Annotated in this window: 18 protein-coding genes and 3 tRNA genes; 20 read left to right on the top strand and 1 reads right to left on the bottom strand. The window is 55.1% G+C overall.

What is annotated here, in order from left to right; translation table 11 throughout:
- Positions 1 to 71 precede the first annotated feature (71 nt).
- The 15 genes from E6W33_RS25375 to E6W33_RS25305 all read left to right on the top strand — a co-directional run bounded on the left by E6W33_RS25375 (position 72) and on the right by E6W33_RS25305 (position 11,780).
- Positions 72 to 326, top strand: coding sequence for a glutaredoxin family protein (locus tag E6W33_RS25375; RefSeq protein ID WP_136420172.1), 255 nt, complete (start codon positions 72 to 74; stop codon positions 324 to 326).
- 244 nt (positions 327 to 570) lie between these two features.
- Complete coding sequence (lepA, locus tag E6W33_RS25370; RefSeq protein ID WP_136420171.1) at positions 571 to 2,364, top strand: translation elongation factor 4; 1,794 nt, start codon at positions 571 to 573, stop codon at positions 2,362 to 2,364.
- On the top strand, positions 2,361 to 3,272 hold the full coding sequence (gene lepB, locus E6W33_RS25365) for a signal peptidase I (RefSeq protein ID WP_136420170.1): 912 nt from the start codon (positions 2,361 to 2,363) through the stop codon (positions 3,270 to 3,272). The genes lepA and lepB overlap by 4 nt, the downstream gene beginning before the upstream one ends.
- Positions 3,273 to 3,293: 21 nt before the next feature.
- Positions 3,294 to 3,683 carry a DUF4845 domain-containing protein gene (locus E6W33_RS25360; protein WP_136420169.1) on the top strand — a complete coding sequence of 130 codons (390 nt, stop codon included), beginning with the start codon at positions 3,294 to 3,296 and terminating at the stop codon, positions 3,681 to 3,683.
- A gap of 28 nt (positions 3,684 to 3,711) precedes the next feature.
- On the top strand, positions 3,712 to 4,689 hold the full coding sequence (rnc, locus tag E6W33_RS25355) for a ribonuclease III (RefSeq protein WP_136420168.1): 978 nt from the start codon (positions 3,712 to 3,714) through the stop codon (positions 4,687 to 4,689).
- Positions 4,686 to 5,588 carry a GTPase Era gene (era, locus tag E6W33_RS25350; RefSeq protein WP_136420167.1) on the top strand — a complete coding sequence of 301 codons (903 nt, stop codon included), beginning with the start codon at positions 4,686 to 4,688 and terminating at the stop codon, positions 5,586 to 5,588. The genes rnc and era overlap by 4 nt, the downstream gene beginning before the upstream one ends.
- 51 nt (positions 5,589 to 5,639) lie before the next feature.
- Positions 5,640 to 6,506, top strand: coding sequence for a DNA repair protein RecO (gene recO / locus E6W33_RS25345; RefSeq protein ID WP_247869787.1), 867 nt, complete (start codon positions 5,640 to 5,642; stop codon positions 6,504 to 6,506).
- Between the two features lie 16 nt (positions 6,507 to 6,522).
- The gene (gene pdxJ / locus E6W33_RS25340) at positions 6,523 to 7,290 is read left to right on the top strand and encodes a pyridoxine 5'-phosphate synthase (RefSeq protein WP_136420166.1); all 768 of its coding nucleotides are present in this window, start codon (positions 6,523 to 6,525) and stop codon (positions 7,288 to 7,290) included.
- On the top strand, positions 7,287 to 7,679 hold the full coding sequence (gene acpS, locus E6W33_RS25335; protein ID WP_136420165.1) for a holo-ACP synthase: 393 nt from the start codon (positions 7,287 to 7,289) through the stop codon (positions 7,677 to 7,679). The genes pdxJ and acpS overlap by 4 nt, the downstream gene beginning before the upstream one ends.
- Positions 7,676 to 8,728 carry a beta-N-acetylhexosaminidase gene (nagZ, locus tag E6W33_RS25330; protein ID WP_136420164.1) on the top strand — a complete coding sequence of 351 codons (1,053 nt, stop codon included), beginning with the start codon at positions 7,676 to 7,678 and terminating at the stop codon, positions 8,726 to 8,728. Before acpS ends, nagZ begins: the two co-directional genes overlap by 4 nt.
- Positions 8,729 to 8,743: 15 nt before the next feature.
- A complete protein-coding gene (gene uvrC / locus E6W33_RS25325) occupies positions 8,744 to 10,600 on the top strand; it encodes an excinuclease ABC subunit UvrC (protein ID WP_136420163.1) in 1,857 nt (618 codons plus the stop codon).
- A gap of 84 nt (positions 10,601 to 10,684) precedes the next feature.
- On the top strand, positions 10,685 to 11,266 hold the full coding sequence (pgsA, locus tag E6W33_RS25320) for a CDP-diacylglycerol--glycerol-3-phosphate 3-phosphatidyltransferase (RefSeq protein WP_136420162.1): 582 nt from the start codon (positions 10,685 to 10,687) through the stop codon (positions 11,264 to 11,266).
- Positions 11,267 to 11,327: 61 nt separating this feature from the next.
- Positions 11,328 to 11,403 (top strand) — tRNA-Gly (locus tag E6W33_RS25315).
- A 108-nt stretch (positions 11,404 to 11,511) separates the two neighbouring features.
- A tRNA-Gly gene (locus tag E6W33_RS25310) sits at positions 11,512 to 11,587 on the top strand.
- A 119-nt stretch (positions 11,588 to 11,706) separates the two neighbouring features.
- Positions 11,707 to 11,780: transfer RNA gene (locus tag E6W33_RS25305), tRNA-Cys, on the top strand.
- A 652-nt stretch (positions 11,781 to 12,432) separates the two neighbouring features.
- On the opposite strand, the gene E6W33_RS25300 is transcribed toward E6W33_RS25305, so the two are convergent.
- Entirely contained in the window at positions 12,433 to 13,488 is a 1,056-nt protein-coding gene (locus E6W33_RS25300) for a helix-turn-helix domain-containing protein (RefSeq protein WP_211097429.1), read from the bottom strand.
- 504 nt (positions 13,489 to 13,992) lie between these two features.
- Between E6W33_RS25300 and E6W33_RS25295 the strand changes: the two genes are divergently transcribed.
- From E6W33_RS25295 to E6W33_RS25275, 5 genes are all read left to right on the top strand, one after another.
- Positions 13,993 to 15,393: an MFS transporter gene (locus tag E6W33_RS25295; protein WP_211097428.1), complete on the top strand. Its 1,401-nt coding sequence runs from the start codon at positions 13,993 to 13,995 to the stop codon at positions 15,391 to 15,393.
- Positions 15,390 to 16,469, top strand: coding sequence for a M14 family metallopeptidase (locus tag E6W33_RS25290; RefSeq protein ID WP_136420161.1), 1,080 nt, complete (start codon positions 15,390 to 15,392; stop codon positions 16,467 to 16,469). Before E6W33_RS25295 ends, E6W33_RS25290 begins: the two co-directional genes overlap by 4 nt.
- Before the next feature lie 73 nt (positions 16,470 to 16,542).
- Positions 16,543 to 17,163, top strand: coding sequence for a chalcone isomerase family protein (locus tag E6W33_RS25285; protein ID WP_136420160.1), 621 nt, complete (start codon positions 16,543 to 16,545; stop codon positions 17,161 to 17,163).
- Positions 17,164 to 17,517: 354 nt separating this feature from the next.
- Positions 17,518 to 18,354: a winged helix-turn-helix domain-containing protein gene (locus E6W33_RS25280; protein WP_136420159.1), complete on the top strand. Its 837-nt coding sequence runs from the start codon at positions 17,518 to 17,520 to the stop codon at positions 18,352 to 18,354.
- 373 nt (positions 18,355 to 18,727) lie between these two features.
- Positions 18,728 to 19,177: a CesT family type III secretion system chaperone gene (locus E6W33_RS25275; RefSeq protein ID WP_136420158.1), complete on the top strand. Its 450-nt coding sequence runs from the start codon at positions 18,728 to 18,730 to the stop codon at positions 19,175 to 19,177.
- Positions 19,178 to 19,188: the final 11 nt, after the last annotated feature.

The following is a 19,188-nucleotide window of genomic DNA, read 5'->3' as shown; positions in this document are numbered from 1 at the left end:
GCGGCTTTCTTTTTACTATACTGATTTGATTGCTTTTCAGCTCAAGCCCGTTCGGTCAACTTCAAATATCCATGGTTCATTTCACGCTCTATTCTCGCGCATACTGCCATCTGTGCGACGATATGCTGGAAGCCTTGCAGGCATTAAGCGGCGAGTATCCGTTTACCGTCGAGGTGATGGATGTGGACGCGGATGAAGCCCTGCTCGCCCAGTTTGACGAGCTGGTTCCGGTCTTGTTTGGTCAGAAAAGCAACGCCGAGTCGGTCCAGATTTGCCACTATTTTCTGGATGAAGGCAAAGCCAGAGCGTTCTTGACGGAGGCATAGGCCGGCAAAAGGCATACAAGCTTTGCGCGCGTCTCTTGCAAGAGAAATTCACGGTGACCGGCCATCATTGGTCGCTCAACCCGCGGAAATTCAGCCGCACGAGGCGGGCGCCCCAGTGATTTTTGGGCTTTCCCCTCTGAAATCCGGTAAAATGCCGGCTATCGAACAACCTTCAATCATAAGGCGCTCGCTTGGGGTAAATTTCCCCGCTCAGAGCGCCTTTTTTGTAGTCGCATCTTAGTTAATGGACAACATTCGCAATTTTTCCATCATCGCCCATATTGACCATGGGAAATCGACGTTGGCTGACCGCATCATCCAGATATGCGGCGGCTTGTCCGACCGCGAAATGGAAGCACAAGTCCTCGATTCGATGGATCTGGAGCGTGAACGCGGTATTACCATCAAGGCACAGACAGCCGCCTTGTCGTACAAGGCGCGCGACGGCAAAACCTACAATCTGAACCTGATTGATACGCCGGGACATGTCGACTTCAGCTACGAAGTCAGCCGCTCGCTGTCGGCGTGCGAAGGAGCATTGCTCGTCGTCGACGCATCACAAGGCGTTGAAGCGCAGACCGTGGCCAATTGCTATACAGCGCTTGATTTGAACGTCGAAGTGGTACCGGTTTTGAACAAGATCGATCTGCCCTCAGCGGATCCTGAAAACGCGATCAGTGAAATCGAAGATGTAATCGGTATCGATGCGACCGACGCCGTGCGTTGCTCAGCCAAGACGGGCATGGGGGTCGAGGATGTGCTGGAGGCGCTGATCGTCAAGGTGCCCGCGCCAAAAGGAGATCCCAATGCGCCGCTGCAGGCGCTGATTATCGACTCGTGGTTCGATAACTATGTCGGCGTTGTGATGCTGGTGCGCATCGTCAACGGCACATTACGGCCAAAGGACAAGATTTCGCTGATGGCGAGCGGGGCGCAGTATCTGACCGAAAATATCGGTGTCTTTACCCCGAAGTCCGAATCACGCGAGTCACTTTCCGCCGGGCAGGTGGGATTTGTGATTGCCGGTATCAAGGAACTTAAGGCAGCCCGCGTAGGCGACACGATCACGCTCGCAAACAAGCCCGCTGCTCAACCGCTGCCGGGTTTCAAGGAAGTACAGCCTCAGGTCTTTGCCGGATTGTTTCCGGTAGAGGCCAACCAGTACGACGCGCTCCGCGATTCGTTGGAGAAACTCAAGCTCAACGACGCCGCGCTGCAGTATGAGCCGGAAGTATCCCAAGCTTTGGGTTTTGGCTTCCGCTGTGGTTTCCTGGGTCTGCTGCACATGGAAATCGTGCAGGAACGGCTGGAGCGCGAATTCGACATGGACTTGATTACGACCGCGCCCACGGTCGTCTATGAAGTTGTGCAACGCGATGGCTCGATCATGATGGTCGATAATCCATCCAAGATGCCGGATCCGTCCAAGATCGAGGAAATTCGCGAGCCGATCGTAACGGTCAACCTGTACATGCCCCAGGAATATGTCGGCTCGGTCATCACCCTGTGCACGCAGAAGCGTGGCGTCCAGATCAACATGACCTATCACGGCAAGCAGGTGATGCTCACCTACGAAATGCCGATGGCCGAAATCGTGCTCGACTTCTTCGACAAGCTGAAGTCGACCTCGCGCGGATACGCGTCGATGGATTACGAGTTCAAGGAGTACCGCGCTGCTGATGTCGTGAAAGTGGACATGCTGATTAACGGTGAGAAGGTGGACGCGCTTGCGATCATTGTGCACCGATCCAACAGCCAGTATCGCGGGCGCGCGGTAGCCGCCAAGATGCGCGAATTGATTCCTCGCCAGATGTTTGATGTGGCGATTCAGGCCGCCATCGGAGCGAACATTATCGCGCGTGAAAACGTCAAGGCCATGCGGAAAAATGTGTTGGCGAAGTGCTATGGCGGTGACATTACACGCAAGCGCAAGCTGCTGGAGAAACAAAAGGCGGGCAAGAAAAGGATGAAGCAGGTTGGTTCGGTCGAAGTGCCCCAAGAGGCATTCCTGGCAATTTTACAAGTGGAAGATAAATGAGTTTGCAAGCAATTCTCGGCAACTTTGCATTAATCCTGTTCGTTCTGACGATCGCAACGGGCATAGTCTGGTTTCTGGACGTGTTTCACTTTGCCAAGCAGAGGCGTGTTAAAGCGGATGCCGCCTTGGCCGAGTTCGACTCACGCCACGCAAAATTGCGCGCCGACGGCATCAAGACCGACGACAGTGGTCGCGCCAAGCTTGAGGCCGAGATCCTCAAGCAGCCAACATGGATCGAATACTCTGGCAGTTTTTTTCCTGTTATCGCCCTAGTGTTCTTCCTCCGCTCATTCCTCTATGAGCCGTTCAAGATTCCGTCGAGCTCGATGGTTCCGACGCTCGTGATTGGCGATCTGATCCTGGTAAACAAGTTCACCTACGGGATTCGCCTGCCGATCATCAACAAGAAGATTGTCGAAATCAACAGTCCGCAGCGCGGCGATGTGATGGTCTTTAAGTACCCCAAGGATCCGTCGCTGGATTACATCAAACGCGTCGTTGGGGTCCCAGGTGATAAAATTGTATATAAAAACAAGCGCTTAACGATCAATGGTAAAGAACTTTCGTATCAGGCTTTGCCGGATTACCTGGATGAAGAACATCTGAGCTATTCGAAGCAATTTCTCGAGGATTTGACTGGCATCAGGCACAGGATACTGAATGATGAACGCGCTCCGGCCTATGTGCAAAACCCTGATCCGTTCCCTGGACGTGAATTATGTACCTACAATCTGGAAGGGTTTGCGTGCACTGTCCCCTCTGGACATTACTTCATGATGGGGGATAATCGGGATAACAGCTTGGATAGCCGGTATTGGGGTTTCGTTCCAGATGAAAACATTGTCGGAAAGGCATTTTTTGTCTGGATGAACCTTGGCAATTTCCGGCGCATCGGCAGTTTTCAATAAATAGAATCAGGGAGATGGCGTATGGAGCTAAGGGCGGTTGCTGAGCACAAGCAGAATGGCCTTTCGTTGGTTGGTTTTCTGTTTGTTATTGTCATTGTGGCGGTCCTTGCCGTGCTTGGAATGAAGATTGTTCCGACCGTTGTTGAATTTGCTGCAATCAAGAAGGCAATAGGCAATGCCAAGGCTAATGGGTCGACCCCGCGTGAGATTCAGGACTCGTTCAATAAGCAGCGTACAACAGCCTATATCAGTTCGGTCAGTGGCAACGATTTGGTGATTACCCCGACTGCGGGTGGTTTTGAGATCAGCATTGCTTATGAGAAAAAGATACCGCTGATCGGCCCGGCAAGTTTGGTGATCGATTATGAGGTAAGCACAAGCAAGACCCCTTTGAGCAAGCCTGATCAATGAATAGAGCGTAGCTAGGCGGCAAATCAAGATGGATTTCAAGTTATTGCAGACTCGACTGGGACACGCGTTCAAGGATGCTGCGCTCCTGCAGCAGGCCTTGACGCATCGAAGCCACAGCAGCTTGCATAACGAACGGCTTGAATTCCTTGGCGATTCGGTATTGAACTGCGTGGTAGCATCGCTTTTGTTTGAGCGCTATAGCAAGATTGACGAAGGCGACCTGTCGCGATTGCGCGCAAATCTGGTAAAGCAGCAATCGCTTTACGAAATTGCTCAGCGCTTGGAGCTGTCGCAATTTTTGCGGTTGGGTGAAGGTGAGTTGAAGTCCGGCGGCTTCCGGCGGCCCTCGATTCTGGCTGATACCCTTGAAGCACTGTTTGGCGCAATTTTTCTCGATGCGGGATTTAATGCGGCACGAGATGTAATCCGCTCGCTATATATTCCGATTCTCGATACGGTAGATCCCAAGACGCTTGGAAAAGATGCCAAGACCCTGTTGCAAGAATACCTCCAGGGAAAAAAGATTGCCTTGCCTCAATACAATGTCGTGGCGACACACGGGGCGGCCCATAATCAGGAATTCGAAGTCGAATGTCTTGTTCCCAAGCTCGAAATCCAGGTGTTCGGGACAGGGGGCAGCCGGCGCGCCGGTGAGCAGGCCGCAGCGAAATTAGCCTTGGAAGCCGTCCAGAGTGCCTTGGTGAAGAACACTACATCTGGTCGCAAGAGCCGTCCGCGCGCATCGCAATTGAAACTGGCGGGTATTGCAACCATTCAGCCCGATGCACCCGTTGAGGACGAGGGCAAGAAACCAGTCAAGGCGTCCGTAAAAGCTGAAGTCAAGGCCGAAGCCAAGCAGGATGCAAAGCAAAATAAACTGGATTTGAAAGACGACGGAAAGATTGAGAACAAGCTTGAACCATCGGCAGACGGAAAGTCGGCGGTGGATCAGCCTGCCAAAGCGGACGCACCCGTTACCCTTCCTACACATTCCAAGACCGCATGACGTCAACTGATGTTTCTCCCGACTTTCGATGCGGTTATATCGCAATCGTCGGCCGTCCTAACGTCGGTAAGTCGACGCTAATGAACGCCTTGATCGGCGCCAAGGTAAGCATTACATCGCGCAAGGCACAGACCACGCGCCATCGCATTACCGGGATTCAGACTACCGAGCACGCTCAATTTGTTTATGTTGACACGCCGGGTTTTCAGACGCGCCATTCGAACGCATTGAACAAAACCTTGAACCGGACGGTAACCAATACGCTTACGGCTGCAGATGTCATTCTCTTCGTCGTTGAGGCGGGCACGTACGGCCAGGCTGACAAGCAGGTTCTGGATCTGATACCGAAAAACGTTCCGTGCATCCTGGTCATCAACAAATCCGACCGCATCAAGGACAAGGCAGTCATGATGCCCTTCGCCCAGAAGGTCGCGGCGGACCATGATTTTTCAGCGGTTGTGCCTGTATCGGCCAAACAGCGTTTCCAGATCACGGTGCTTGAAGGGGAAATTCAAAAATATCTCCCGGTAAATCCTCCTGTCTTTAGTGAAGACGACATTACCGACCGCAGTGAAAAATTTCTCGCTGCAGAAATTGTGCGAGAGAAGGTATTCCGTTTTGTCGGCGACGAACTTCCGTACACCAGCACGGTCGTCATTGAAAAGTTCGAGGTAGAGGGAAACCTGCGTCGAATTTTCGCAGCCATTCTCGTCGACCGGGATAGCCACAAAGCCATGGTAATCGGGCAAAAGGGGGCCAAGCTCAAGGAAATCTCAACGCAGGCCCGGCTTGATATGGAAAAGCTTTTCGGTGGCCCGGTTTACCTTGAGATTTGGGTCAAGGTGAAGTCTGGTTGGGCGGACAACGAGGCTGGTTTGCGCGCGTACGGTTACGAGTAGGTTTGCCGCTGCCAATTGCCGGCACTGCGGCTTGACTTGACCAGGTTATACATGTCCCCTCCCATCACGCGAGAAAGTGACCTACCGGTTAACGCTCCGGATGAAATGCCCTTGAATGTGGCGGATACCAAAGCGTTTCAAGCACAAGCGGGTGGCACAAAGATTCACGCAGCGCGACCCGCTGCCCGCAACAAGGCGCATGAAAAGGAATACCGGGTGGCGAACCAGCCGGCGTTCGTCCTGCACAGTTATCCATACAAGGAAACCAGCCTGATCGTCGAGGTATTTTCGCGCGACTATGGCCGTGTAGCGCTGATTGCCAAGGGCGCAAAGCGGCCGCATTCCAAATTGCGAGGCGTGCTGCAGACTTTCCAGCCCCTTTCCGTTGGATGGAGCGGCAAGGCTGAGGTTCGGACGCTGACTTCGGCAGAATGGATCGGCGGTCTGCTGCCAGTGGAAAAATCGGCATTGCTTTGCGGTTTTTATCTAAATGAACTACTGGTTAAACTTCTCGCACGCGACGACCCGCATCCCGCGTTGTTTGATCACTACGTCGCCACACTGAATCAGCTCGCGCACGATGAGCCCGCGCCCATCGTCTTGCGCAAGTTCGAGCGGGCATTGTTGAAGGAAACCGGCGTCGGCGGCAATTTCACGATATGTGCGACCACACGACTCCCGATCGAGGCGGAGCAGATCTATGTCGTCGATCCGGAGCGCGGACCGCGGCCTGCACATCCAGCAGATAATTCACCGCGCGTGTCGGGGAAAACCTTGCTCGACATGGAACGAGAAGATTATTCTGACAATACAACCCAGTTGCAAAGCAAGTTTTTGATGCGGTTTCTTCTTTCGCACCATCTGGGTGGCGTGCCGCTCAATACGCGGCAGATTCTGATAGATTTGATGCAGTTATAAGCCAAAATTATCTCCTATGAGTCTCTTACATCCCCACACTCCCGTTATTGATCTCGGCGTCAACATCGACCACGTTGCCACCTTGCGTAATGCGCGCGGAACGACCTATCCCGATCCTGTACAGGCGGCACTTCTGGCGGAAGAGGCCGGAGCCGATTGCATTACCTTGCATCTGCGCGAAGATCGCCGCCACATCAAAGACGCAGATGTCGAGGCGATCCGACCTCAATTGCGTACGCGCATGAATCTCGAATCGGCGGTAACAAGCGAGATGCTTGATTTCGCCTGTCGCATCAAGCCCCAGGACGTCTGTCTGGTACCTGAGCGGCGCAACGAGGTGACGACCGAAGGCGGCTTGGATGTCGTCAAGTATTTTTCAGAAGTTCAGGCCGCCGTGAGGCAACTGGCGGCAGAAGGCATTCGCGTCAGCTTGTTCATCGACGCTGATTCGGCACAAATTCACGCAGCAGCCGAGACGGGTGCACCGGTGATCGAAATTCATACCGGTCGGTACGCGGATGCAATAACCGAAATCAATATTCAGCAAGAGCTGGAGCGCGTACAGACTGGCGTGCTGGAAGGCGTCAAGCACGGCTTGCAGGTGAATGCCGGACATGGCTTGCATTACACGAACGTGCAAGCGATTGCCGCGATTCCGGAGATCGCGGAATTGAACATCGGCCACGCGATCGTCGCTCAAGCTATTTTTATCGGATGGCAGAATGCAGTCAAGGAAATGAAAGCGATTATGACTGCGGCACGCCTGGGCCTACACAAGAAATGATTTACGGGATAGGCACCGACATCATCCAGATTTCGCGGGTGGAAGCAGCGCTCGCTCGCAACGGTGAACGTTTTGCCGAAAAGATCCTGGGCCCGGAAGAACTCGACAAGTATCGCCGCCGCAAGGCGAAGGTGGAAGCGCGCGGAATTCGATTTCTGGCGACGCGATTCGCAGCAAAAGAGGCATTTTCCAAGGCGATCGGACTCGGCATGCACATGCCGATGACCTGGCGCGCAATGCAGACATTGAACGCGCCGAGTGGAAAGCCGATTGCAGTGACTAGCGGAACGCTGAAAGAATTTATGGAAAAAAACGGGCTGACCGCGCAGATATCGATTACCGATGAAGCCGAGTATGCGGTCGCCTTCGTTATCGTGGAGAAGAAATGAATGCAATAGCGGCAAATGCCAATCTTGGCCCCGTCATGCTCGACGTTGTCGGAACGACGTTGACCGAGGACGATATTCGGAGGATTCAGCATCCGTTGACCGGAGGGGTGATTCTATTCGCGCGGAACTACCAGAATCGGAAGCAATTGACGGCATTGACCGGTGCGATCCATGATGCGCGACCGGGCGTGCTGATCGCGGTCGATCATGAGGGTGGACGCGTGCAGCGGTTCAAGTCGGACGGCTTTACCAAGCTGCCCGCGATGCGCAAGTTGGGGGAAATGTGGGACCGGAATGTTCTGGACGCGATCAAAGCCGCGACCGATGTCGGTTTTGTTCTCGCAACTGAATTGCGGGCATGTGGCGTCGACTTGTCGTTTACGCCGGTACTCGATTTGGATTACGGTGAATCGAGCGTGATCGGCGATCGCGCGTTCCATCGCGATCCACGCGTGGTAACCGTGTTGGCGAAGAGCCTGAATCACGGCTTGGCGCTGGCGGGAATGGCGAACTGCGGCAAGCATTTTCCGGGACACGGTTTTGTCCACGCGGATTCGCATATTGCCATTCCTGTTGATGATCGCGGCCTCAAGGAGATTCTGAGTGAGGACGCTGCCCCGTATGACTGGCTTGGCCTTGGCTTGTCGGCAGTGATGCCGGCACATGTAATTTATCCAAAGGTCGACAAGAACCCGGCGGGCTTCTCCAGGAAATGGTTGTCGATCCTGCGCCGTGATATGGGCTTTCAAGGCGTGATATTCAGCGACGACCTGAGCATGGAAGGAGCGAGTGTCGCTGGCGGCGTAGTCGATGGGGCAAGGGCCGCACTTTCGGCAGGTTGCGACATGGTCTTGATCTGCAATGCGCCCGACAAGGCCGATGAATTGCTGGGCGGGCTGAAAATGAAGATGAGCGCTGCAACGAAAGAATCGTCGGCGCGCATCGCAGCACTGCTGCCGCAAATGCCCGTACTCGACTGGGACGACTTGCAGAGCGATCCTCGCTACCGCGCGGCGAAGCAGACCGTGCAATCGTTGATGGGCGCATAAGGACCATTGGAGCCGATGTCTGAAGCTGTTACTCCCGATCCGCGTGCGGCTGTTCTGGAGACGGTCGCAAAACTGCCGCACTTGCCTGGCGTTTATCGCTACTTCGACGCGGATAATAATCTTCTGTACGTCGGAAAAGCGCGCGATCTAAAGAAGCGTGTATCGAGTTATTTTCAGAAGACGTTAAGCAGTCCGCGCACGGCAATGATGGTCGAGCGCATCATGCGGCTGGAGACGACTGTCACACGAAGCGAGGCGGAGGCCCTCCTTCTGGAAAACAATCTGATCAAGACGCTGCAGCCGCGCTTCAACATTCTGTTTCGCGACGATAAGTCTTATCCTTACCTGAAAATCACTGCGGAGGAAACGCCGCGCATGGCGTATTACCGCGGTGCGGTAGACAAGAAAAACCAGTATTTCGGACCGTTCCCCAGTGCGTGGGCGGTGAAGGAGTCGATGCAGATTCTGCAGAAGGTGTTCCGCCTGCGAACCTGTGAAGACTCCGTCTTTGCAAACCGTACCCGTCCTTGTCTGCTCTATCAGATCCAGCGTTGCAGCGCGCCCTGCGTGCACGCGATCAGCCAGGAAGACTACGAGCATGACGTCGAGAATGCAGCGAAATTCTTGCGTGGACGGCAGACCGAGGTGCTGGAAGCGCTGGAAAAGAAAATGCATGGATTTGCCGCGGAGCTGAAATTTGAGCAGGCTGCGGCAGTACGCAATCAGATCACCGCGCTGTCGCGCGTTCTTCATCAGCAGAGCATGGAAACCGTCGGTGATGCCGACATCGATATCATTGCTGTCGTGGTGCAGGGAGGGAGAGCATGCGTCAACCTGGCGATGGTCAGGGGCGGCAGGCATCTGGGTGATCGCGCCTACTTTCCGACTCACGTCGACGATGCGATGGCGACTGCGGATGGCACAGTCGAGGTCGAAGTGCTGAAGGCGTTTTTGGCGCAACACTACATCGAGAAATTCATTCCGGGCACGATTATTCTCAATACAGAGCTTGATGAACCTGCGCTCATGACTGCGCTGATGGAACAATGCGGCCATCGGATCACGCTGGTGTTTCAGCCGCAAGGGCAGCGCCGGCAATGGCTCGAGATGGCACACAAAGGCGCGGAAATCGCGTTGGCGCGTTTGCTGTCGGAACAGGGTTCGCAGCAGGCTCGTACGCGCGCGCTGATTGATGTTATCGGGCTGGATGTCTCAGACGTCGACTCCTTGCGGGTCGAATGTTTTGACATCAGTCACACGCAAGGCGAGGCCACCCAGGCATCGTGTGTCGTGTTCCATCATCACGCCATGCAGAACGGCGAATATCGGCGATTCAACATTCATGACATTACACCCGGCGATGATTACGCAGCGATGCGACAAGTGCTGACGCGACGTTATGAAAAGGTGGCTAATGGCGAGGGCGTGATGCCGGACATTGTGCTGATCGATGGCGGCAAAGGGCAGGTCGAGATGGCAAGGCAGGTTTTCAGCGAACTTGGTTTGGATATCGGGCTGCTTGTCGGTGTTGCAAAGGGCGAGGGGAGGAAGGTTGGATTGGAGACCTTGGTATTCGCCGATGAGAGGCCGGCGCTTGAGCTTGGCAAAGAGTCGGCGGCCTTGATGCTGATCGCGCAAATTCGCGATGAAGCCCATCGCTTTGCGATCACCGGAATGCGTGCAAAGCGAGCGAAGGCCAGGCAGTCCTCGCGCCTGGAGGAAATCGAAGGCATTGGCGCGAAAAGGCGCCAAAAACTTCTGGCCCGGTTCGGTGGATTGCGTGGTGTCGCGGACGCGAGCGTGGAAGAACTGGCATCGGTTGAAGGTATTTCACGACAGCTGGCCGAGGAGATTTACAAGCAGTTGCACTAATTGCAGCAGTCGGCTGTAGTGAATTCGCAATTGCAGTGAAGGCAATTTCCACGCGATAATCAGGCTAATTCAAAGGCGCTGACTATGCCCCTCAATATACCGATTCTTCTTACTTGGCTGCGGGTAGCCCTAATTCCGCTCGTGGTGGGCGTGTTCTATCTCCCCGATATTTGGCTGTCGCCCTTTGCCAAAGGCGTCGCTTCTACGGCGGTCTTTATCGTCGCTGCGATTACCGATTGGTTTGATGGATTTCTGGCGAGGCGCTGGAATGAAACCTCGGCCTTCGGCGCCTTCCTCGATCCGGTTGCCGACAAACTGATGGTAGCCGGCGCGCTCCTGGTGCTGGTGGAGTTTTACAACGTCAATGCCGTCCTTGCATTCATCATTATCGGTCGCGAGATTGCAATCTCGGCATTGCGCGAGTGGATGGCGCAACTCGGTGCGTCAAAGTCGGTTGCGGTCAGTTCTATCGGCAAGATAAAGACCACCGCACAGATGATCGCCATTCCAATGCTCTTGTATCGCGAGGCGCTGTTTGGGATTGACACGCGCTTCTGGGGCACGCGTCTGTTGGAAATCGCGGCAGTTCTGACTGTTTGGTCGATGTTTTATTACCTGAAGAAGGCGTGGCCGCTCATCAAGGAAAAGGCGGGAAGGATCGTTTAGCGATAAGGATTAACGCTTGACAAAAAACGGCAGATCTCTATAATGCTTGTCTGTTGTCGACGCGGGAGTAGCTCAGTTGGTAGAGCGCAACCTTGCCAAGGTTGAGGTCGAGAGTTCGAGACTCTTCTCCCGCTCCAGGATTCTGAAAGGAAGCTTGCCAAAGCAGCTTCCTTTTTTATTTCGCGAAGTTTTGCGGTGGATCTTTCGGTGCGCTTCGCGATGATGTAGTGTGATGAAACGGTTTTGCGGGAGTAGCTCAGTTGGTAGAGCGCAACCTTGCCAAGGTTGAGGTCGAGAGTTCGAGACTCTTCTCCCGCTCCAGATTCAATGAAAGTGTTTCGCTTTCATGCGATGTGAAAGTCGTGTCAAGCCCGGCAAGTGTCGGGCCAAATTGGCGACTGCAGCATGGCTTCAATTTTGTGGTTACAATACATGCCCATGGCGGGGTAGCAAAGTGGTTATGCAGCGGCCTGCAAAGCCGTCTACGCCGGTTCGATCCCGACCCCCGCCTCCAACATTCAAGGACTTAGCTCAATTCGGGCTAAGTCTTTTTTGTTTTATACCACTTAAAACATGTGGCATGCGACCTCTTAAATAACCATCCTCCCGTCGACTGCGCCCGGTACGCGACAGAAAATTACCAAATGTCGAAGCGCGAATAACGCTCCAAGTGCTGTGCGACTGTACGTCATCAGCAAGCTTCAATTGAATCCGCTGGATGCGAGACTCGACTCAGTCCTTTCTGTGCGAACCAAATCCGGTCAGGAGATCTGGACTGAGTCGCGCTGCACTGCTGAATATATCCGCCACAAATCGTCGCCGGTCTTCGGTGCAAAAACTACCGATCGCAGCTTCCACGAGCTGTGTCATGAGGCGACACGCCGGGCGCATGAGAAAACAAAATTATTCGATGTGCTGGCTGCCATAAATGCAGGGCATCGGTAAGCGCTAGTCTCCCCGCAGCGCCATGGAAGAATTCAAACCCTTGGCATTTTCTCCCGTATTAAGAGCCCATTTCGGTAGGCAGTGCCCGCAGCTTACAGGCCAGGAATGACGGATACGGCGTTACTCGTCGTTGCCATAGCCACTGCTATGTCGCCTCCTCGCGCCTTGTCTGCGCCATTCCTGCCCTGCAATCCGCAGACACTGCCTACCGAAATGGGCTCTTAGTTGCGCTTCGCCGGGCTAGGCGCTTCGTCTGCGCGCCACCAGCGACGTGTCGAGCGGACCGCATAGCGGCGCCGGTATTCGCTCGGGGTGAGTCCGGTCTCGCGCCGAAACAGGCGACGGAATGCTGATGCATCCTGGTAGCCGCAGATTTCCATGATTCTCGGCAAATCAAACAGCGTGAGCTCCAGTAACTGCTTGGCGCGTTCAATTCGTAATTTGTGCAAATAATCCAGCGGCGTCATGCTGAGTACATCGCGGAAGTAGCGCAGCAGAGTACGGGTGCTGACCGCTGCTGCTTGCGCGGCAGCTTCCAGGCTGTACGGTTCGGCGATGTGTTGCTCGAGCCACTGCTTTGCCTTGTACACGACGCCATCGCGGGTGGTGAGGGGCAGTTCGGTCAACATCAATCCTGACTGTTCGAAACGCAGCGGTTCGTACAACAAGCTGTTGGCGCAGGTTTGGGCCACTTCATCGCCTGCGAAATGGCGCACCAGGGCCAGTGCGAGGGAAATGTGGGAAGCGGGTGCACCTGCGCAAAACAAGGAACCATCGATCGTCATTGGGCGATCCATCATGAGTCGGACTTGTGGGAAGTTGCGGGAAAACCATCCGACGATCAGCCATGTAATCGTTGCATTTCGTCCATCCAGAATGCCCGCGCGGGCCAGCATGGCAGGTCCGGTGTAGCTGGCGGCAATAACACTTCCGGCTGCATGGCGTGCCGCGATCAAGGCGATTTCCGCTTCGGCGTTATTCAACAGGTGCGTCAGGTGCGGCACACTGCGCATTGCCATCCCCGGTACGAACAAGGCAGTTTGTTCCGGAGAGAATTCGGGTTCGGGTTCGGGCAAGGCCAGCGTATTGGCCAGCCAGTCGGGCAGGGGAAGCATGGCGCCGCTTGCATCGATCAGGCGCCAGTACAGCGGCCAACTGCGACTGCCGGGATTACGCAGGCGCCACACGATATTTGCGCTGCGCAAAACATCAATCGTATTGAACAAGGCGCCTGACATGCAGTCGGGGCTGAACAGCAGATCGATACGAGCGCTCATGATGAGATTGCGGAATTCAGGAATTGTGGAACAGGTCCAATTCGAGGTACGGGCGCTGCCAATACCGTCTTCCATGCGCGTATGGTTTGGGCCGCGCGGCCATCAAGTTTGCCTTCGACTGGTTAACTCCTTAAGAGCATGACGGGCCAATAGTGATTAGAGGATAGAGCCATTCCTGCCATTGCCACAAGTGCAACGCATCTGCCATGTGCATTGCATGCGCACATGTCATGGCGGCCTGTTTCGTTCTGTCGCGTGCTTGGTGGCTCGTGGATGAAATCAGTTCCATCAGGCATGGCATCGATTCGACTATTGCGGGCAGACCATGGCGAAATCGGCTTTGTAGTTGTCGATTTCCATTACTTACAAAGCGCCGTTCGCCTACTAGACTGTCGTCAAGAAAGTTGCCAATTTCCTGCGTAGAGATCAGCGCATAGTGTGCCCATGCCGATCACGCGCCGGAAATCATATAAGAAGCGAAGGCCAACAAGGAGGGAGACAATCATGTTCAAGCATGCGAGCAGCATTCCAGAAACAAGCGAAAGCGAGACGGCATCGAGTCCGTCACTTTCAGTCTCGGATTCAATGCGCCGTCGCGCGACGATCGCGTCCGTCCTGGGTAATGCGCTGGAGTGGTTCGATTTTGTGGTTTACGGCTTGCTGAGTGCCATGATTGCGCGGCTGTTCTTCCCGTCTGACAACCCGACCAACTCAGTTCTGCTCGGTTTTGCCACCTTGGGCATCTCGTTCGTAGCCCGCCCGATTGGCGGCTTGGCGTTCGGCATCTATGCGGATCGCTATGGCCGCAAGAAAGCCCTGACGCTGATCTTCTGTCTGATGGCGCTCGGGACACTGATGATCGCGTTTCTGCCGACGTATGCGTCGATCGGCATCGCGGCGCCGCTCACGCTGGTGCTGGCTCGCATGATCCAGGGGTTCTCTGCTGGGGGTGAATTCGGAAGCGCGACCGCGACACTGATCGAGTTCGCACCCAAAGGCCGGCGCGGCTTGTACGGCTCGTTCCAGATGGTCTCTCAGATTGTTGCGATGCTCCTGGCATCGATCTTCGTGGTCGTCCTGACGAAGACGTTCCCTGAAAGTGCGCTGACGAACTGGGGCTGGCGTTTGCCGTTTCTGGTCGGCGCGCTGGTCGGGCCGGTCGGTGTCTATCTGCGCCACCGCCTCGCCGAGTCGCCTGAATTCCAGGCCGAGGTCGAGCGCTTGGGCGATCGTCCGTCGACCCCGTTTCGCACTGTGGTCGAGAACCATCGTGTCGAACTCTTCGCATCATTCTGCATGGTGGCCGCGTTGACGGCACGGAACTACGTCAACTCCATCTATCTCCCCAACTTCGCGGTGACCCACTTGGGAATGGCACAGGCCAATGCCTATCTCACAGTCATGATGGCTGCCTGCGTAATGGGCGTGCTTGTTCCCTTTACCGGCTGGTTGTCCGACTATGTGTCCCGACGCTGGGTGATCGGGTTCGGCCTGCTGGCCAATGCGGTGCTCTATCCGATTTTGTTCACCCGCTTCGCCGATGCCCATACGTTCGTCGCGCTTGTGCAGTTGCAGCTTGGCAGCGCCGTCGCTTATGCATTCGTGGTGGGGCCTGCCGCGGCACAGCTCGCCGAGATCTTCCCGGTGGGCGTGCGTTCAGTCGGCGTGTCCCTGGCATACAACGCCGCAGTCATGCTGTTCGGCGGCATGGCTCCCTTCATCCTGGCCTGGTTTGGATCGGTGGCGCAGAACGCCTATGGACCGGTTTACTACATCGCAGCGGTGGCCTTGCTTTGCCTGATCGGCTTGCGGCTTGTCTCCTTATCCAGGGAGCGCCATGCGTCTCAATGCGCAGCCCCTGGCGAGGCTGCCGTCGCGAGTCCTGCACGGGAGCAGCAGGCATGAGCTGCAGCGCACACTTCTCGCAAAGCTATGCTGAAGCCCGTGCGAAGTTTCTTGCGGCGGCCGCGGCAGCCGGGCTCAACATCACATCGCACATGCATCCATTGCCTGGGCGTCATGGGGAGCCGTTGGCGATGGATGTATTGTTCGACGGCCCGAAGGATGCGCAGCGGATGTTGATCATCTCCAGTGGATGTCATGGTGTGGAAGGTTTTGGCGGCTCCGGTGTTCAGCTTGCGTTGCTCAGTGATGCGGCCTGGCGGTCTGCGGCGCGCCAGGCCGGTGTGGCCGTACTGTACATCCATGCCATCAATCCGTACGGGTTCTCGTGGTGGCGACGCACGACGCATGAGAACGTCGATCTGAATCGCAACTTCCATGACTTCTCGAAGCCGCTACCCGCTAACCCGGGTTACGACAAACTCGCTGATTTGCTGATCCCGTCTCAGTGGCCGCCAAGCTTGTTGAACAAGCTTTCGCTTCTGAGTTTCGTCGTCAGACATGGCGCCAAGGCGACTCAGGCTGCGGTCTCCGGCGGTCAGTACCGTCATCCGCGCGGCCTGTTTTACGGCGGATGCGGCGCCACCTGGAGTCACAAGACTTTGCGCGAAGTATTGCGTGAGCATGGTCGGCAGCGCCAGAAGATCGGCTGGATCGACGTGCACACCGGCCTGGGCCCCAGCGGCATAGGGGAGCGCATCCTCGCTTGCCGGAACGAGGCCTTGCAGCGTGCGACTGACTGGTGGGGGCCGAACGTGACTTCTGCTCAGGACGGCAGTTCTACCTCGGCGGTGCTCGAGGGACAAATGTGGAGCGCTATCTACGATGAATGTCAGCAAGCGGAATACACGGGCATCGCACTGGAATACGGCACGCAGCCGATGCGACAGGTGTTCGAGGCCTTGCGCGCGGATCAATGGCTGGAGCTTCATCCCGAGGCGTCTGATGGAAAGAGGCACCGTATCAAACGTCAGATCCGGGACGCGTTCTATACGGATACCGATGTGTGGAAGCGGCAGGTGGTGGAGCAGGCAAAGGAAGCGGCGCTACAGGCGATTCAGGGCTTGGCCTCCAGGTGAAAATCGCGCGTACCGCGGCGGCTACTCATGGCACAGCACATACTCAGAAAACATTTTCATCAGGGAGCAGCACATGAATTTGAACAATCGAATTAACGGCATATTGACCTTGTCCGCGCTAGTCGCCGCACTGGTTGCGTTTCCTGCTTTCGGTGTCGAAGTCGATGGCGTCCAGCTGGATGACTCCGTGCGCATCGCGAACGATGAGCTGAAGCTGAATGGCGCCGGCACGCATTACAGAGTGATTTTCAAAGTGTACGCCGCGGCTTTGTATCTGCCCGAAAAAAAGACAAGTGCATCGGAGGTGCTTGCACTTCCGGGCGCGAAGAGGTTGACGATGGTGATGCTGAGGGATGTGTCGAGCAATACATTCGCGCAATCGTTCATGAACGGGCTGAAGCGAAACACGAGCTTCGCAGACAGAACGAAGATTGTTAACCAACTACTGAGCTTTGGACAGATGTTCGCCTCGGTCCCGGAATTCAAGAAAGGCGATGTTCTGACCTTCGACTGGGTTCCTGGAGCGGGCACCTTATTGCGAATCAACGGAAAGAAAATTGCCGAAACTATTCCGGATGTCGCGTTTTACCAAGCCTTTCTGCGGATATGGCTGGGGCAACAACCGGCTGATGAGAAGTTGAAGCGATTGATGCTCGGCGAGAAAACGGAAGGACGTGATCGCGCCAATTTTTGATATCGAGCGTCGGTACTCTTGACAGACTCGATGCCTGCAGTCGACCGAGGTGTCGGTTTATCGGTAACTCTTAATCTGCTGTTGAGCGTGAATGAGTGGCTATCGACCGCAATCCCGGAGTCGTTCAGAACCACGTCGCGTACCTGGCCTGACTTCGTTCCGATGCCTATCGGCACATACTTTGGTATGGATTAAAAAGCGGAATATGCGCTGCTATTGTTCATACCAAGGTTGTAGATCGTCAACCGCCATCTTCGCGCTCTGCGCTTGGTGGATTGCGGTGAGGATGGAACCTCGATTCCGCCAGACGGTGCGGGAACATTGCTACTTATTGCACGCTCGTGGGAGACATGGATGGAAGTGACTTTAAAAGTAGTGCACAGAGACCTGTTTTCGTTTCTTTCAAACGCGGTTTCTTCCCTGCCTCGCTCATTCAAATGTGTATCGATCAAATGGAAAATCGAACTTGTTGAAAGCGAGCTCAGGCCGGCAGATTTTGTGACGTTTTCCGATTCGCCGAGTACATTTCTAGTGTGCGCGAGTGATGTCGAAACGATCCGTTCGATTCGCGTCATGCAGAATGAAATTCATGCACTCAAGAGCAAAAATCTCGGCCTTCCGCTTGTGCTGGCGCCGGTTATCTGCGCAGTGCAGGAAAATGCCGGAGGCGCCCGTATCGACGATTTGCCGGATTTCATGTCGGACTGGATTTATGCTCCGATCAATATTCAGGAGCTGGGGCGGCGCATCATTTCTTGTCTGGTGCGGCAAAGGCTGATGACGGCGCATTTGCGCGCCGGCATGGTCACGCTGATGCCGGACACGCGTTCCATTTCCTGCGGAGGCAAGACCTTGCGTTTGTCGCCGTCTGAGTTCATGTTGGCCGATCTGTTTTTCAATCAATTCGGCACGATCATTTCATTTGATCAGCTCATTCAGTTTTTCAGGTCAAAAGGGAAATCGACGGAAGCCAGCAATATCCGTGTCGCGATTTATCAGTTACGCCTGAAGCTCGACATGCTGACCAAATCGCAAATCAGTTTGGCGAGCGTCTACAAGAAAGGTTACTGCCTGCGCAGCGATGGCGGCAAAGGGGCGACGCATTGGGATTCGCCGTATGGTCCGCAGTATGCCATGGCAGATAGAAAGACGGAGTCCTGGACAGCCAGTATGGGAGCACAGAATGATTAGTATCGGAAGCGGGTGCGGCAACGCGTTCGGGACTCTCGCATCCCCAAGTAATGCGGATACACCAGCCAGGCAAACTCTGTCTGTGGTGGGGCAGCAATGCTATAACCTTCCGCAGGTAATTCGGAATGCCTTAACGACTGACGCAGATCGCTTGATCGGCTTGGCTCCGCAGTCAGTGGAGCCTCTCTCCGTTTCTGCGGGCGGGCGAGACGGACTACCCGGAGGCGTGAAAAAGTATCTCAGCGGGACTGCGCAATAGGTCTCAGCACTGCGACCGCGGTACAGCAAGCCGGTTGTCATGAAGCAGGGCGAGGAATTGAATAATGGCACTGTGCCGATCGGCTTTTCCGTTGCAATCAATGCGAGTCTATCCATGCATAATCCTTTGTTTTCGATGCTGATGCTTGGCGTATTCGAGGAGCTGGGCTTGTCCGGCTCGGCGGAGCCAGGATATGAAGTCTATACACTGAACTTCGAGCGCGACGAAAGCCTGCACTTTATCAATCGACAGGATGATTATCTTGACGTCATCACTGAAGCGGGCAGGCTGACCGAGCCTTACTCCGCCGACATGCTGCTGTCTCTGCTTGAGCTCAATGGTTACGACGGCATGGAGTTCCCGTTGAGCGTCAGTGTCGAGCGCGAAAGCGGCACTCTTTTAGTGTGTTACATGCAGCGTCTGGCGATACTGGATGTGCCGACCGTGATCCGTCTGACAGGCAGCATCCGCGCAAAGGCGGCGATGGTATCGCGCACGCTGGTGGAACCTTCCGTTTGCAGGCCCACCTCGGATGAGGACAGGTTGTTGCTGATGAAGGCCTGATTCCTCATCGT

The sequence above is a fragment of the Herbaspirillum sp. ST 5-3 genome, assembly GCF_004804275.1.
Classification (GTDB): Bacteria; Pseudomonadota; Gammaproteobacteria; order Burkholderiales; family Burkholderiaceae_D; genus Noviherbaspirillum.
The sequence above is the reverse complement of the archived record's forward strand: the minus strand, read 5'-3'. Positions and strand labels throughout refer to the sequence as shown.

Excerpts from the sequence above, each read along its gene's own strand:
- lepB (WP_136420170.1), top strand. The coding sequence starts at position 2,361 with ATGAGTTTGCAAGCAATTCTCGGCAACTTTGCATTAATCCTGTTCGTT.
- E6W33_RS25375 (WP_136420172.1), top strand. The coding sequence starts at position 72 with ATGGTTCATTTCACGCTCTATTCTCGCGCATACTGCCATCTGTGCGAC.
- E6W33_RS25285 (WP_136420160.1), top strand. The coding sequence starts at position 16,543 with ATGAATTTGAACAATCGAATTAACGGCATATTGACCTTGTCCGCGCTA.
- E6W33_RS25360 (WP_136420169.1), top strand. The coding sequence starts at position 3,294 with ATGGAGCTAAGGGCGGTTGCTGAGCACAAGCAGAATGGCCTTTCGTTG.
- E6W33_RS25290 (WP_136420161.1), top strand. The coding sequence starts at position 15,390 with ATGAGCTGCAGCGCACACTTCTCGCAAAGCTATGCTGAAGCCCGTGCG.
- lepA (WP_136420171.1), top strand. The coding sequence starts at position 571 with ATGGACAACATTCGCAATTTTTCCATCATCGCCCATATTGACCATGGG.
- rnc (WP_136420168.1), top strand. The coding sequence starts at position 3,712 with ATGGATTTCAAGTTATTGCAGACTCGACTGGGACACGCGTTCAAGGAT.
- E6W33_RS25280 (WP_136420159.1), top strand. The coding sequence starts at position 17,518 with ATGGAAGTGACTTTAAAAGTAGTGCACAGAGACCTGTTTTCGTTTCTT.
- E6W33_RS25295 (WP_211097428.1), top strand. The coding sequence starts at position 13,993 with ATGTTCAAGCATGCGAGCAGCATTCCAGAAACAAGCGAAAGCGAGACG.
- pgsA (WP_136420162.1), top strand. The coding sequence starts at position 10,685 with ATGCCCCTCAATATACCGATTCTTCTTACTTGGCTGCGGGTAGCCCTA.
- E6W33_RS25300 (WP_211097429.1), bottom strand. The coding sequence starts at position 13,488 with ATGAGCGCTCGTATCGATCTGCTGTTCAGCCCCGACTGCATGTCAGGC.
- acpS (WP_136420165.1), top strand. The coding sequence starts at position 7,287 with ATGATTTACGGGATAGGCACCGACATCATCCAGATTTCGCGGGTGGAA.
- uvrC (WP_136420163.1), top strand. The coding sequence starts at position 8,744 with ATGTCTGAAGCTGTTACTCCCGATCCGCGTGCGGCTGTTCTGGAGACG.
- era (WP_136420167.1), top strand. The coding sequence starts at position 4,686 with ATGACGTCAACTGATGTTTCTCCCGACTTTCGATGCGGTTATATCGCA.
- E6W33_RS25275 (WP_136420158.1), top strand. The coding sequence starts at position 18,728 with ATGCATAATCCTTTGTTTTCGATGCTGATGCTTGGCGTATTCGAGGAG.
- pdxJ (WP_136420166.1), top strand. The coding sequence starts at position 6,523 with ATGAGTCTCTTACATCCCCACACTCCCGTTATTGATCTCGGCGTCAAC.
- recO (WP_247869787.1), top strand. The coding sequence starts at position 5,640 with ATGTCCCCTCCCATCACGCGAGAAAGTGACCTACCGGTTAACGCTCCG.
- nagZ (WP_136420164.1), top strand. The coding sequence starts at position 7,676 with ATGAATGCAATAGCGGCAAATGCCAATCTTGGCCCCGTCATGCTCGAC.